This window comes from Terriglobus albidus (genome assembly GCF_008000815.1).
Lineage (GTDB): Bacteria > Acidobacteriota > Terriglobia > Terriglobales > Acidobacteriaceae > Terriglobus > Terriglobus albidus_A.
Window position 1 is genome coordinate 1680881 of the sequence record NZ_CP042806.1, and the last position, 13560, is coordinate 1694440.

Genomic DNA, 13560 nt, shown 5'->3' on the forward strand with positions numbered 1-13560 from the left:
CTCGCTTACGCGAGACCCTCATCCAGCAACCAGGAACCAGCAACTGCCCTTTAGGACTTCGGCTTCGCCGCGTGGGCGGCATCCAGATCCTTCTTCAACTCTTCGGTGAGCTGTTCCAGCTTCGGCTGAATCTCTTTCATGTGCGTCTGGCTGATGGCCATCGACTGCTGCACCAACTGCGGCGTTTTGGCGAGCATGGATTGACCCACGGGAGATTTATAGAAGGTCAGAATGCCGTCGACCTCCTCCTCGGTGTAGGCCTTGGCATAAAGATCAATGAACTCTGACTTCAGCTTTTGCCATCCCATTGTCTCCTGCATCGCGGCCATCAGCTTGGTCATGAAGTTGTCCAGAATCTTCTTGTCGGCCTCGGTCAACTGTGACGGGTTGGTCATCGACATCCCCATCTGCCGTCCCTGCTGCTCGACCTGCTTCATCAGGAGATTGAAGTTGTCTTCCATCTTCAGCACGGTCAGCATCTGTTCGATCTTGGCCCGTTTGCTGGCTTCATCGGCTCGCGCGGAAAGGGGAAATGCGAGCAGCATGGCTGTGGCGGCGATAAGAATCTTGCGCATGGGGTTACTGCTCCTTTTTCTGTTCCAGTGGTTTACGGGCGAAGTAGTAGAGAGAGAAGGCCAGGAGTGCGAATCCAATCACCGAAACCCAGTCATTGTGAAGCGGGTTCGACTCTGGGAAGCGCCAGATCGTCGTCTCCTTCAGATTCTCGTACAGTTTGACGCATACGCCCAGCAGACCGACGATTCCGCCAGCGGCAATTAATCCCGATGCATACAACGAACCCGAAGAAATCTCCTCCGAAGCCAGTTCATCGCCTGCGATTGGATTCGCAGCGCGGTGTTTCTCCAGCGCACGTTCCACCATCCAACGCACCAGACCCCCGACAAAGATCGCCAGTGTCGTTCCAATCGACAGATACGCACCCACAGCAAAGGTCAGCGAGCGGACGCCGAGCAGCTCCACCACGATCACCAGCGCCACGCCCAGCATCACCAGTCCCCAGGCCAGCTTGCGCGACAGAATGCCGTTGATGACCGTCGCCATCAGACGTCCCTGTGGCGCTGCCGCCTTCTCGCTGCCGATGCCCTGTACCCACTGGATCTCCGCCTGCCCTGTCGCAGGGTTATAGAGATACTTGCCATCCTCCAGCACCGACGATCCGATGGAGTTCAGCAGAATGTAGCTGCGGGTCCCTTCCAGCGGCTGCTTCGACTGGTGACCTGCGGCATCGTGGCTCATCACCTCGATATGCGTGCGGGTGAAGTTGCCGTTGCTGGAAACTCCCTGCGGTAACGCACCAAGATCCAGCACGCGCGGCGTCGGCATCTTCTGAAAGGTCTCCAGGCCGGTGTTCATCGCATTCAGCGTGGCTCCGATGGAGAAGACTGAGACGATCACGCCAACCATGATCGCCACCTGCTGCTTCCACGGAGTCGCTCCGATCAAGAAGCCGGTCTTCAGGTCCTGTGAGGTATCGCCCGCATTCGACGCCGCAATACAGACAATGCCGCCAACCGTGATCGCCAGCGCTCCGAAGGCGGGCGCCGTCCATCCTTTTACCAGGAAGATTGCCGCTGTTGCCATCAGTGTTGCAATGGTCATGCCGCTTACCGGGCTCGCCGACGAGCCGACGATACCCACGATGCGCGAACTCACCGTCACAAACAGAAATCCGAAGATCACCACCAGGATCGCCGCCGCGATATTCGCCAGCAGACCCACCTGCGCTCCCGGCACCGGCTTCAACTGCAGGAACAACACCATCAGCACGACCAGCCCCACCGATCCCAGCCCGACCCACTTCATCGGAATGTCGTGTTCGACGCGGCTTGCCTTCTCCTCGTCCGAAACCGCAGCCGTATTTCCTTTCTTCCGGAAGCCCGCGGTCAACGCATTGACAATCGTAGGAGCCGTTCGCAACAGCGTGATCAGGCCACTGCAGGCTACCGCTCCGGCGCCCATCGGACGAACATAGGTTCGCCACAGGTCCGAAGGCGACATCTGCATGATCGGCACCGTGCCGGGATAGAGCGGCCCCTGCAGATGTCCGCCGAAGAAGACGATCGCCGGCATCAGCACGAGCCACGAAAAAACGCCGCCGGCCAGCATGATCGCCGCCACGCGGATTCCGATGATGTAGCCGACTCCGAGGTATTCCGGTGTAACATCGGCGCGAATCGCCGATCCACGCAGCAGATGCTGAGGCCCATAATCGGGTTGATAGTTCGGCGTTCCCGGAAACAAACCAAAGAGGTTCTCATTCTGGAAGAGCGTGTAAATGCCACCCAGGCCAAGGCCAAGGAAGATCCGCGATGCGAAGCTTCCGCCTTTCTCGCCTGCGATCAGCACATCGGCGCACGCCGTTCCTTCGGGATAGGTCAGTGTGCCGTGCTCCTCCACGATCAACTGCCGCCGCAGAGGAATCATGAACAATACACCAATCCATCCGCCGAAGAGCGCCAGCGCAAAGATGCGCGCAGCCTCCAGATCGAAGCCAAGAAAGATCAGTGCCGGCAAGGTAAAGATCACACCCGAGGCAATCGACTGCCCCGCGTTTCCCGTCGCCTGCACGATATTGTTCTCGAGGATCGATGACCGTCCGAAGGCGCGCAGAATCGAGATCGAGAGCACCGAGATGGGAATCGAAGCCGCGACTGTGAGTCCTGCTTTTAAGCCGACATAGACTGTGACCGCGCCGAAGAGCACACCAAAAAGCGCGCCGATCAACAGGGCGCGCAGAGTGAGTTCAGGACGGGTTTCGTTTGCAGGAACAAAGGGACGGAAGTTGTCGAGAGCCATCGATGAGCAATCCTTATGTTGAGCAGGAGTGTATCAGCGAAGTCGATGGATCAATTCGGTTTGCTCGATGGACAGATGGTGTACGAAACAAATCTGTCGGTATGAGGGCAAGTGATGCCGGCCTCGAACAGGTTGATTAAATAGCTGGTGGCTCGCTCGTCGCTTTTGACAATAGCCATCTCTCCTGTATCCGAAGACGGAGATGAACCGTAACCGTATATGCAATGGTCAGCAGCATCGGCCCGGTTATTGCGAGGCGGTTAACTATCCAGACGAGTGTTAGCGGATCCGTCGGACTCTGCCATTCCAGCATGTAGTTCGAGAAGAAGTACTGCCAGCGAGTTATTCCCACGTTGCCGCCAAATACTGATTCTTCGTGCCCATGAAAGGAGAGGAAGCGCAGCAGAAAAATAGCCGTGGTTGGAGCCCATGCCCACAGGATGGGTCTGTGCCAGTTCCATTCATCAACTTCAGGTGCGGGCGCTCGGCGGAACCGCCCAAACATCACCCAGAAGACATCCACAACTCGATGTAGAGGGAAGAGACCCAGAAAGCAACCCCAGACAATCTGAAAGAGGAGATAGGTACGGGTATTGAAGAGCCCCAGGGGCTCGTGTATACGGCCTCCGCTTCGCAGCATCCACCACAATACGTAGCGGACCGGCGCTTCGACCTGGATCGCGACATAGGCAAGCAGCCAATATCCCAACAACTTGAGACACCATAGGAACTGAGAACGGGTCATGTGTGGCCTCATTCTAAGTGCCTGCATCCTTGGTGGTTCCTATCTTTCTCAAGATATTGACTGGCGTTACCGCACAACCTATGGGTATACTGCGACCAACTGGCGCAAGATGTAACCTCTTTCAACCTGCGCCGGCCAATCGAGGTGCGTCTTCAGTCAGGCTGCGGACATGAAACTCGGTGTGGAACGGTGGCGCGCACGCGTCCGCTACCTGCGAAGTCACGTGCTTGGGCGAAGTGATGCGCCGCCCGGTCGAAACCTGGCCGACAGCCTTTCCACCGTTCTTTTCCCCTCTGATTGCCGCGTGTGCCGCGAACCCCTGCTGCGCGCCTCCCGCGTGCCGGTCTGCGATGCCTGCCGCGGACTCCTGGTTCCCCAGACAATTTCCATGTGCGCCCTGTGCGGAGAAGCTCTTGGCTTTGAGTCGATCCGTCTTGAAGACGCTCCTTTGTGCAGAGTCTGCCGCTTCTCTCCGCCGCCCTTTGCCCAGGCCGTGGCCTTTGGTGAGTACACCGGAGCGCTGCGTGAAATGGTTGGGCTCTTCAAGTTCGAACGTGTGGCGGTGTTGTCGCGCCTGCTGGGCGAAAAGCTTGCCGAAGAGGTTCGGCAGATGCCTGGCCTCTCCCGCAACGCTATCGTCGTGCCGGTGCCGCTCTTCCGCAACCGCCTGACTGAGCGCGGTTTCAATCAGTCGTTACTTCTCGCCGAACAGGTCGTCCGTGTGCTGAATCGCCGCTACAACTTCCGCCTGCGCATCGCCGACGCGCTGCACCGCGTGAAATCGACGGAGAACCAGTACCTGCTCACGCCGCGCCAACGCCGGCAGAACCTTCGCGGGGCCTTCGCGGTCAGGGACAAAGCGGCTATCGCGGAAAAGGACGTTCTGCTGATCGACGACATTTACACCACCGGCGCTACCGCGCGCGAGTGCGCACGCATTCTGCGGCAGGAAGGTGCGGCCAGCGTATGCGTCGCCACGCTGGCTCGTACACAACGTGATGTGGCGGTGCCATGGACAGGATTAGTAAGACCCATGCAATCGATCGCGGGGACAGGGAGTTTGCAACAGAATCAGGGTTTGATCTAACGCAGCGGAGGAAACACACAAATGCACGGCAAGGCGCGCAAGCAGAAATCACTGGCGAAGTGTCACACCATGCAACACGGTCTGGGGCCGGCACATGCCCCGGAACGCACACGGGGATCCTCACCGCTGCAGACCCCTGTGCTGGTGCTCAACGCTTCGTATGAGCCGATCAACATCTGCGGTGCCCGCCGGGCCCTGGTGCTGGTGCTCAAGGGAGTCGCCCGCACCGAAGAGGCACAGGGAACTGAGCTGCACTCCGCCCGTGTAAAGGTGGAGATGCCCTCGGTCATCCGCCTTCTGGAGTACCGCCGCATCCCGCACCAGACCCGCGCCCTCTCGCGTAAGAACATCCTTCTGCGCGATCGCAATACCTGCCAGTACTGTGGCATCGTGCTTACGGCGGGCGAACTCACGCTCGACCACGTCGTTCCGCGTTCTCGCGGCGGCGCCTCCACCTGGGAGAATCTGGTCGCCTGCTGCCACACCTGCAACCGCAGGAAGGGAAACTCGTTGCTGCACGAGCTCACGGACATGAAGTTGGCGCGTGAGCCCCGCCCCTTCAGCCTGCACACCAGCCGGCACATCATGCGCATGATCGGCTCCAGTGATGCCAACTGGCGCAAGTATCTCTATTACTAGTCAGCTCACGCTGGCACCCACAGGCACCGGCCGCCGTCCTTTGCTACAATTGCAGAGGTACGGCGGCTATAGTTCAGGGGTTAGAACGCGGGTCTGTGGCACCCGATGTCGAGGGTTCAAATCCCTCTAGCCGCCCCAAACACACCTTTTCGTTGCGCGCCTTGAGCGAATTGCCCATTTTCCCGCATACGCTTTACACAGGCAGCTCGGGCTGGGCCTATCCCACCTGGAAACCAGGCTTCTATCCCGCCAAGACTCCCGCGAAACAGTTCCTCCCGTACTACGGGACCCGCTGTAACTCCGTGGAAGTGAACTATACCTTTCGCGCGCTGCCCACCAACGCCATGGTCTCCGGCTGGGTTGCTGCCGTGCCGGAGAATTTCCGTTTCAGCTTCAAAGCTCCTCAGACCATTACACACATCAAGCGCCTGCGCGACTGCAGCTCGATGGTCGATGCCTTCACCGGCTCCCTTGCACATGCCTACGCTGCGAAAAAGCTCGGCGTGCTGCTCTTTCAGCTTCCTCCGAACTTCAAGGCAGATCTCGACCGCCTCAACGCCTTTCTCGATCTGCCCACCCTGCGGGACTATCGCGTTGCCTTTGAGTTCCGCCACGAGAGCTGGTTTGCCGATGCCACCTACGACGCCTTGCGCAGCCACAACGCGGCGCTCTGCGTCGCCGAAAGCGAAGACCTGGTCACGCCCGAGGTTCACACCGCGGCGGATTTCACCTTCTTCCGCCTACGCAATCCGGCACACTTCACTGCCGACGATCTGCCGCGTTACAAGACTCACTTCGCTGAGTTAACGCAGACGCGCGATGTCTTTGCTTACTTCAAGCACGAGGATGAACCGGCAGGTGTGCTGGCGGCCGCCTCATTGCTGGAACAGGCGGCATCCCAGTGAGTCACAGCAGGCACTTCAAACCGCGTCGCTGGGTGTGGCACGGCGATCTGCAGACGCTGGTCGGCAACTTCCTGAAGCGTGATCCGCACCTTCCCGCCTCGGAAGCCGCCTATATTCAGACCGAACCCGAGACACAGATCCTGTGCCACTGCAACTGGCAGCCATCTCCCGATGCTCCTCTGGCTATTCTGCTGCATGGTCTTGAAGGCTCTTCCGATTCGCAGTACATGCGTGGCAATGCGTCCAAGTTGTGGGCCGCTGGCTGGTCTGTTATCCGCATGAACATGCGCAACTGCGGCGGTACGGAGCACCTGACATCGACGCTCTATCACTCCGGCCTTTCCATCGATATGCTGGAGGTTATGCGCTGGGCTGTCCGCACGCATGGCGCGCAGCGCATCAGCCTGATCGGCTACTCGATGGGCGGCAACATTGTGCTCAAGCTTGCTGGAGAACTCGCCGGCTCGATGCCCGAATTGCAGTCGATCGTCGGTGTCTCTCCCGCGATCGATCTCGGTCCCTCAGCCGATCGTCTTCACCAGGGCCGCAACCGTGTCTATGAGTGGAAGTTCCTGCGCGGTCTGCTGGCGCGCTATCAGCGGAAGTGTGAGCTCTTTCCGCGGATCTACGACCCGTCACGAGCAAACAACGTTCGCTCAATCCGCGACTTCGATGAGCACGTGATGACGCCGTACTGCGGCTTCACCGGCGCGGACGATTACTATCATCGCGCCGCGGCAGCCCGGGTTCTTGATCGCATCGTCGTACCGGCGCTGATCCTGCACGCCGCTGACGATCCCTTCATCCGCATTACACCGGAGACTCGCGCCGTCATTGCTGCAAACCCGAACATCACCTTCATCGAGACTGCTCACGGCGGCCACTGCGCCTTCCTTGCCGAGCCTGGTGAAAGTTACGATGGCTACTGGGCCGAGCACACAGCACTTGCCTTTCTGCAACAGCACGTGCACATCCCGCAGGAGGCACATGCTCGCTGAGTGGTCGACCGAGACCGGGCAGCACGATCCGGTACTCGTCCTTCCCTGGCAGGCCGAAGGTTCGGCTCACGCCTTTGTAGATCTGCGGGATGATCCGGATGCGCTGGACTCGATTCCAGAGGCCGACGACCACGCTGCCCTGCTGCATGCGCTGCGCTCGCTGAACGTCTCCCGCTCACCCGTCTACACTGCCAAGTGCGATGCCTGGGAGCTGGACGAAGCCGAACTCGATGCTCTGCGCATGGAGCTGCTGATCGACTCCGAAGACGCACCGCAGGGCTTCGCCAGCTACATCGATCTCCTCTGGCGTGACCGTAACGCCTTCCTCTCGCCGCACAAGCTGACACCGCTGCTCGACCGCCTGACTCGGCTTGCCGGCAAGCTGGAGCACCCGACGGCTAAGCTCGAGTTCATCCTTCGCCCCGCCGTCACCGACTTTGGCATGGTCCAGGAAGGCTACGCCGTCTCGCTCTATGTAAAGGCTGTTGGACAGGACGCAAACGACGCGTACCTTCACTGGGCAGACGCTCTGAGTGACGTCGTCGTTCTCATGCGCAGCAAAGACGCAATACCGTAGAGTCCTTCTCTGTATTCGGGCGCAGCTCGATTCGATTCATAAACTGTCCATCTCCGAACGCCGCTGCTCATGTTTGGTCACTCCTCCAGAGCCTTCTCCGATAAATATTGCTGAATTCGCGAGACTTAGCGCGTTTTGGATTGGTGATGGAATTGCCTACAATTCCTCCGTCGATGTGTACGCCAAGGTTCGAGGACGGGACTTATGTTCACGCTGTTTCACGATATTTCCTTCGCTCGCAGGCAGATCACCAAGCACCGCATCTACGCGCTCACGGCAATTGTTTCGATGGCGCTTGGGATCGGAGCGACCACTGCCGTTTATAGCGTGCTCTATGGAGTTCTGATCGACCCGTATCCCTACCGGGACGCTGGTCGAATTGCATTCGTTACCATCCAGAACAAGCAGGGCTTTGGCAGGGACATTCCGTTAACACTTTCTGAACTCGACCAATTGCGTCAGGCTAAATCTGTCGAAGACGCATTTGCGCAAAACGATACCAGTATGGTGGCGACGGATACCGATATACCGCAGTCGGTCAAGGTTCTGGAGATGACGGGGAACGGGCTCCAATTTCTGGGTGCACCTCCGGTGATGGGCCGCGTCTTTACTGCGTCTGAAGCTCCGGCGGGTGTAGCGCCTCCCCACGTGGCGGTCATCAGCTATTTGTTTTGGAAGAGCCACTTCTCATCCGATCCCGACGTCCTCGGCAAGGCCCTCGACCTCAATCACCAGAAGTACACCGTTATTGGAGTGGTTGGACCGCGCTTTACCTGGCACGATTCGAACATATATGTACCCATGCCGGCTGGTATGGATCCGAAGAGCCGGTTTCAGACGCTCATACGAATTCGGCCGGGGGTCTCGACCGCTGCGGCAGGCGGTGAGTTGGCCAGCTTCGTGGAGCAGGTGAGGCGCACTGAACCAACGCTGCTGCCACGTGACGGCTATCGCATCAAGGTGGACACCTTGAACGATTGGCTGCTCGGGCAATTCAAAGGCACGCTCGTTGTGCTGTTTGTGGCGGTCGCGTTGCTGCTTCTCATCGGCTGTGGCAACGTATCGATCCTGATGCTGGCCCGCGGAACCGCTCGATCGCAGGAAATCGCGACCCGCGTTGCCCTTGGAGCATCTCGCCACCGCATCGTGCAGCAACTGCTCACAGAGGCTGTCATCCTGTCAGTTGCGGGCGGTGTACTTGGCGTGGCTTTCGCACATCTTGCGATTCGCTTGATCACTGGTTTGATTCCGGAGTACTCCATCCCGCATGAAGTCGTGATAACCCTAAATACGCCGGTTCTTCTCTTCAGCGTCGCAGTCTCGGTCACGATTGGAATCCTGGCTGGACTCTCTCCGGCGTTGCAGTTTTCGAATCCTCGCATCAGCCAGATTATCGAGTCAGCGGGCTCGCGTAGCACGACGTCCCATGGTGCTCGGACCCGATCCGCGCTGATCGTCGGACAGACAGCGCTCACCGTTCTGATGCTCGCCGGAGCGGGCGCCGCTATGCACAACTTTCTCCAGGCATACGCTGCCAAGCTTGGCTTCGACCCGCATCAGATTCTCACGCTACGGATCAATCTGCCAGACAGGTCGTTCCCCGCGTGGCAGGAACGGGTGAACTACTACGACGCTGTGATTGAGAAGATCAAAGCCACTCCGGGAGTGACGGCAGCTTCCATATCTGCAGTAGGCATTCCGCCCGATAGCAACTGGGTCCAGCCCGTGCAGATCGTGGGAACCGCTCCTGATCGAAGCCGCACAAGTGGGGTGAATCTGATTGACTCCGATTACTTCTCGGTGCTTCACATCCCACTTCTCGAGGGCCGATTCCTGACGCGTGAGGAAGTTCTTCATGGTGCGAATCTGGCAGTGATCAGCAAGACCTTTGCCCAGCACTACTTCCCAGGCTCCGATCCAATCGGAAAACAAATAATCCCTGAGGAACTCTCGCGTGTTCCGCGCAATCTGCTGCAGGCGCCCAACTTGAACCAGCCCTTCCAGGTGATTGGCGTAGTTGGCGACGTACGCAATGCGGGGCTGCACCGGCCCATACTGCCGCAGGCATATATACCGTCCTCTATCCTCGTCGGTCAGGGTATAAGCCTTCTCATTCGCACCACTAGCGACAATCCCTCGACGCTGCTTCACGCCATTAGCGCTAATATCCGTGATCTCAATCAGAATCAGGCGGTCAGCTTTGTCTATTCGCTCGATGAATATCTTTCCATGTTTGTCTGGTCACATGAGCGGTTTATTGCAGCTCTGTTCTCGGCCTTCTCTGTCATCGGGCTGGGTCTGGCCGTGATCGGCCTGGCCAGCGTGGTTGCATACTCTGTCGAGCAGCGAACTCGCGAATTTGGAATTCGTTCGGCCCTCGGTGCGTCGCGGCTCAATGTTCTGCTGCTCACGCTGACCTCAACAGCGCGCACCACAGGGCTCGGGGTCATTCTTGGTGTTCTCCTGAGCATCGGACTAAGTGATGCCGTACATCGCTGGACCGAGAGCAGTCTGCGTGATCCTTCTGTGCTCGCTGTTGTCGCTGGAGTTTTCCTGTTTGCTTCGGCAGTTGCATGTATATTCCCGGCGCGGCGAGCAACCCGTATCGACCCGGTGCTCGCATTGCGGGACAACTAATTGGCGTAAGGAAGCCCCTCCAGGTAATTCATCGATTCTGGATCTCTAAATTCTCAATGAGTACATTGCCTTGGCCGACCTACGATACGAATCAGCTTTCGGGACGACAGACAAATGGGTCTTAGCTTGCCGAGGTATCAGTCACTATTCCGGTAGACTAAGCTACCTCCGCCCAATCGGATGTGGCACGGGGTGTGGTCCTGGAATTGGCCTTGGATGTCCGGTCATCACGCCCGTATGCTGTCGCGTCACCTGAATCCTGCAGGCGATATCGACACTACACGTCCGCGTTCGCAGATCCAGCCATGCCACCTGCTCCGGACCATTGATCATCCACGCCGTTGCATTGGTCGCGTGATGCACCTGCTCCAGGTAATAGGCTGCATTCATGTCCAGTTCGGCGGAGTCGGCGTCCATCTGCTGGCATCCGCGATCCGGCGGAGCCATGGTGCCGTCGAGCTGCAGGCAGTACTCCTCGTCGTGTTCCAGCAGCAGACGCTTCTTTGGCTCTCCGATGAAGTACCGGGTGGTAATTACAGGCACATGCTCGCGCCGCGACCAGTCCTCCATGTCGCGTGCAAACTCCGGTGGCAACTGTCCCATACTGATCGCAGGATCCTTCACCTGCCGCGAGAACACAGTCACGGTTGGCGTCGGTTCGCCATTGGTCGGATGAAAGGAGAAGCTGGCCAGGCCAATGCCCTCTTGCAGATCGATCCAGAAAAAAGCGCGCCCGGCCAGATAGGGCCCGCCATCGCCAGAGACCAGAAGATAGCGCCCATCCCGTAGCTGTACCGGCGTCTTCGATCCGTCCATCACCAGCTCAATCGCATCGCGGGCTGACATATCACGGCCATAGTGGAACATGCAGTCAGGCACAATCGCCTTCGCCACCGCTTTGAATTGTTTGTCTTTTAGTAGCGCCTTAGCGGGTTGGCCGTCATATTGCCGTACGAAATCGAGCTGCGCCGTCGCCAACCGGTTGAGGAAGATCGCCGGGTCATATGGAGAAGTGATGGCGTCTATCCCTGCCTGCTCCTGAGCATCCGGAGGCGTGGGAGGAGCAGTGCTCTGTGCCACGGCTGCTTCACATCCAACGACCGTGAGGACTCCCGCGAAAAGCCACAGGCAACTGGTAACTGTTAACTGGGTACAGATACAGCGAGGCAGCAAACGCATGTAAGGCACCATGTGCGCAACAGAGATGGAAGGCTATACCGGCTCGAACCCATGGACCCTGCAATAGTCGCGCGATTCTCTGTGAAAGATGCCCCACCATCCCGCCGAATCTCGCCTCCTGAGATATCTTCACTACGTTCCTGCAGCGCTAGAGCATTTTTCCTGTTGCTGGGTATCCCGGGAGGAGCGTGCGGTGCGTTTTCATAGCAGAAAACGCCCATAGATGCACAAGCTCTGCACTACACCTACAGGAAAAATGCTCCACCCCGATATACTTCTCTGGCAAACCCAGCTACGCCTTTCGCTGCGCTGAAACCTCTGGAGACCACAGACTCATGATGAATCGTCGTCACTTCCACAAGCTTTCCCTGAGTGCGGCCGCAATGCCGTTTCTCGGTGGCCTTGAAGCTGCCGTCGCCGCCCCGGCCCCGTCCAACACCTTCTCCGTCATGCTGTGGACGCTGGACAATAAACTGAGCTTCGAACAGAAGCTCGAACTGGTGGCCTCCGCCGGCTATAGCTCTGTCGAGGTCGGCAACGAGTATGAGAAGTGGACCCCGGAGGAGTGGAAGACCAATCTCGCCGCGTTGAAGAAGTACAAGCTCGGCGTCGACTCAGCCGTCCCTGGCCGCAACTCTCTGGCCGATCAGAGCAAGCGCACCTTCCTGCACGATGACCTGGTCAAAGCCATCCCCGGCGCAAAAGAGCTGGGGTGCAAGCAGTTCATCTACACCGCGTTCAAGCGTGTCCCTGACCAGACGCCGGAGCAGCAGCGCGCCGCTATCGTCGATACGCTGAAGTACGCCGCTGATGTTCTCGAAAAGGACCAGATCGAGATCGTGCTCGAACCCATCGACCTGCTGGAGCACAAGGAAGAAGCGGTGGTCAGCGTGAGCGAAGCCTTCGCCATCTGCCGCGAGGTCAACAGCCCGCGCATCAAGGTGTTGTACGACTTCTACCATGAGCAGCGGCAGGCCGGGAACCTGATCGAAAAGCTCGACGGCAACATCGACCTGGTCGGCCTGGTGCACATCGCCGATGTCCCCGGACGCCACGAGCCTGGCACCGGCGAGATGAACTACACCAACATCTACCGCAAGCTGGCGGAACTGAAGTACAACCGCGTCATCTGCATGGAGTTCCGCGCCACCGGCGACTGGGTCAAAACCCTGAAGACCGCCCGCGAAGAAGCCATCGCAGCCCTCAAGTCGTAGCGTAAAACCCATCCACGCATCGCATCACGCGCTGCATGGATGGGTTTTCTCTGTATTCCGATGTATGGAAGCGCACTCTGCTCGCATACAATCAAAGCAGGCGGGCGAGTAGCTCAATTGGATAGAGCACGAGCCTTCTAAGCTCGGGGTTGCAGGTTCGATCCCTGCCTCGCCTACCAAACGCCTTCCCACTGATTCAAGTAAGTCCCAACGCAATCCACTATTTTAGAGAGCGGCCAGATTTTTTCCTGATCGGCGCTACAGGCTTACTGATGCCGGCACTTCGCTGCTTACCTGCCGCGGCATTTTTGTCCGCGGCGATCCGCAGTTGATGAATAACGCTAGTCTGATCGAGGAAGTTCCAACCTTCTAAGAGCTTGCCATTTTTGCAGAGGATAAAGGACGAGCCGGGGAGGGTAACGGGTTTGTTCGTGCCTGCGAACCCAAGGCCGTCACCGGTGTGCTTCGAGGTGCAGGTCCAGCGGACGGCACCATGGCCACCTTCGGCGATGATCTCGTGGATGGTTATTTTGATCTCAGAGAATGCTGACCGGAACTGGTGGAAGACTTTGGCAAACTCCTTAGGCCCTCGGAGGACCGATGTGGGTTCCGGCCAGCCGTGAGCCTTGCCATTCTTGTCGAAGAGTTCGTGGATGGTCGACTCTTTGCCTTGGTTCCAGACTTCATCGAACCAGCGTTGGAGGAGGGCCCCGGTCTCTGCTGACGTCATAACAACCTCCATGGATGTTCCTTGTGGGTGGA

The 13560-nt window shown here is 58.4% G+C and carries 12 protein-coding genes and 2 tRNA genes; 9 read left to right on the forward strand and 5 right to left on the reverse strand.

What is annotated here, in order from left to right; genetic code table 11:
* Positions 1–50: 50 nt before the first annotated feature.
* The 3 genes from FTW19_RS06725 to FTW19_RS06735 all read right to left on the reverse strand — a co-directional run bounded on the left by FTW19_RS06725 (position 51) and on the right by FTW19_RS06735 (position 3562).
* A complete protein-coding gene (locus FTW19_RS06725; RefSeq protein WP_147646905.1) occupies positions 51–575 on the reverse strand; it encodes a DUF2059 domain-containing protein in 525 nt (174 codons plus the stop codon).
* Positions 576–579: 4 nt separating this feature from the next.
* Entirely contained in the window at positions 580–2817 is a 2238-nt protein-coding gene (locus tag FTW19_RS06730; RefSeq protein ID WP_147646906.1) for an OPT family oligopeptide transporter, read from the reverse strand.
* 136 nt (positions 2818–2953) lie between these two features.
* The gene (locus FTW19_RS06735) at positions 2954–3562 is read right to left on the reverse strand and encodes a hypothetical protein (protein WP_147646907.1); all 609 of its coding nucleotides are present in this window, start codon (positions 3560–3562) and stop codon (positions 2954–2956) included.
* Between the two features lie 169 nt (positions 3563–3731).
* Here FTW19_RS06735 and FTW19_RS06740 point away from each other — a divergent pair, with 169 nt between their 5' ends.
* From FTW19_RS06740 to FTW19_RS06770, 7 genes are all read left to right on the forward strand, one after another.
* On the forward strand, positions 3732–4649 hold the full coding sequence (locus FTW19_RS06740; protein ID WP_147646908.1) for a ComF family protein: 918 nt from the start codon (positions 3732–3734) through the stop codon (positions 4647–4649).
* Between the two features lie 69 nt (positions 4650–4718).
* Positions 4719–5288 carry an HNH endonuclease gene (locus tag FTW19_RS06745; RefSeq protein WP_246153736.1) on the forward strand — a complete coding sequence of 190 codons (570 nt, stop codon included), beginning with the start codon at positions 4719–4721 and terminating at the stop codon, positions 5286–5288.
* Between the two features lie 62 nt (positions 5289–5350).
* Positions 5351–5426: transfer RNA gene (locus FTW19_RS06750), tRNA-His, on the forward strand.
* Between the two features lie 32 nt (positions 5427–5458).
* Complete coding sequence (locus FTW19_RS06755) at positions 5459–6193, forward strand: DUF72 domain-containing protein (RefSeq protein ID WP_246153618.1); 735 nt, start codon at positions 5459–5461, stop codon at positions 6191–6193.
* Positions 6190–7191: a YheT family hydrolase gene (locus FTW19_RS06760; protein WP_246153619.1), complete on the forward strand. Its 1002-nt coding sequence runs from the start codon at positions 6190–6192 to the stop codon at positions 7189–7191. Before FTW19_RS06755 ends, FTW19_RS06760 begins: the two co-directional genes overlap by 4 nt.
* Positions 7181–7768 (forward strand): hypothetical protein, encoded by a 588-nt coding sequence (locus tag FTW19_RS06765; RefSeq protein WP_147646912.1) that lies wholly within the window; start codon positions 7181–7183, stop codon positions 7766–7768. Before FTW19_RS06760 ends, FTW19_RS06765 begins: the two co-directional genes overlap by 11 nt.
* A 204-nt stretch (positions 7769–7972) precedes the next feature.
* Entirely contained in the window at positions 7973–10405 is a 2433-nt protein-coding gene (locus FTW19_RS06770; protein ID WP_147646913.1) for an ABC transporter permease, read from the forward strand.
* Positions 10406–10567: 162 nt separating this feature from the next.
* Here FTW19_RS06770 and FTW19_RS06775 read toward each other — a convergent pair whose 3' ends face one another.
* A complete protein-coding gene (locus tag FTW19_RS06775; protein ID WP_147646914.1) occupies positions 10568–11485 on the reverse strand; it encodes a hypothetical protein in 918 nt (305 codons plus the stop codon).
* Between the two features lie 434 nt (positions 11486–11919).
* Here FTW19_RS06775 and FTW19_RS06780 point away from each other — a divergent pair, with 434 nt between their 5' ends.
* Together FTW19_RS06780 and FTW19_RS06785 are read left to right on the forward strand one after the other, a co-directional pair.
* Positions 11920–12798, forward strand: a complete 879-nt coding sequence (locus FTW19_RS06780; protein ID WP_147646915.1) for a TIM barrel protein — start codon at positions 11920–11922, stop codon at positions 12796–12798.
* A 102-nt stretch (positions 12799–12900) separates the two neighbouring features.
* Positions 12901–12977, forward strand: a tRNA-Arg gene (locus tag FTW19_RS06785).
* 41 nt (positions 12978–13018) lie between these two features.
* On the opposite strand, the gene FTW19_RS06790 is transcribed toward FTW19_RS06785, so the two are convergent.
* Positions 13019–13528 (reverse strand): ester cyclase, encoded by a 510-nt coding sequence (locus FTW19_RS06790; protein WP_187143337.1) that lies wholly within the window; start codon positions 13526–13528, stop codon positions 13019–13021.
* Positions 13529–13560: the final 32 nt, after the last annotated feature.

What these genes read in the sequence shown, in the direction of transcription:
- FTW19_RS06725 (WP_147646905.1), bottom strand. Translation starts at nt 575, where the DNA reads ATGCGCAAGATTCTTATCGCCGCCACAGCCATGCTGCTCGCATTTCCC.
- FTW19_RS06730 (WP_147646906.1), bottom strand. Translation starts at nt 2,817, where the DNA reads ATGGCTCTCGACAACTTCCGTCCCTTTGTTCCTGCAAACGAAACCCGT.
- FTW19_RS06735 (WP_147646907.1), bottom strand. Translation starts at nt 3,562, where the DNA reads ATGACCCGTTCTCAGTTCCTATGGTGTCTCAAGTTGTTGGGATATTGG.
- FTW19_RS06740 (WP_147646908.1), top strand. Translation starts at nt 3,732, where the DNA reads ATGAAACTCGGTGTGGAACGGTGGCGCGCACGCGTCCGCTACCTGCGA.
- FTW19_RS06745 (WP_246153736.1), top strand. Translation starts at nt 4,719, where the DNA reads ATGCAACACGGTCTGGGGCCGGCACATGCCCCGGAACGCACACGGGGA.
- FTW19_RS06765 (WP_147646912.1), top strand. Translation starts at nt 7,181, where the DNA reads ATGCTCGCTGAGTGGTCGACCGAGACCGGGCAGCACGATCCGGTACTC.
- FTW19_RS06770 (WP_147646913.1), top strand. Translation starts at nt 7,973, where the DNA reads ATGTTCACGCTGTTTCACGATATTTCCTTCGCTCGCAGGCAGATCACC.
- FTW19_RS06780 (WP_147646915.1), top strand. Translation starts at nt 11,920, where the DNA reads ATGATGAATCGTCGTCACTTCCACAAGCTTTCCCTGAGTGCGGCCGCA.
- FTW19_RS06790 (WP_187143337.1), bottom strand. Translation starts at nt 13,528, where the DNA reads ATGACGTCAGCAGAGACCGGGGCCCTCCTCCAACGCTGGTTCGATGAA.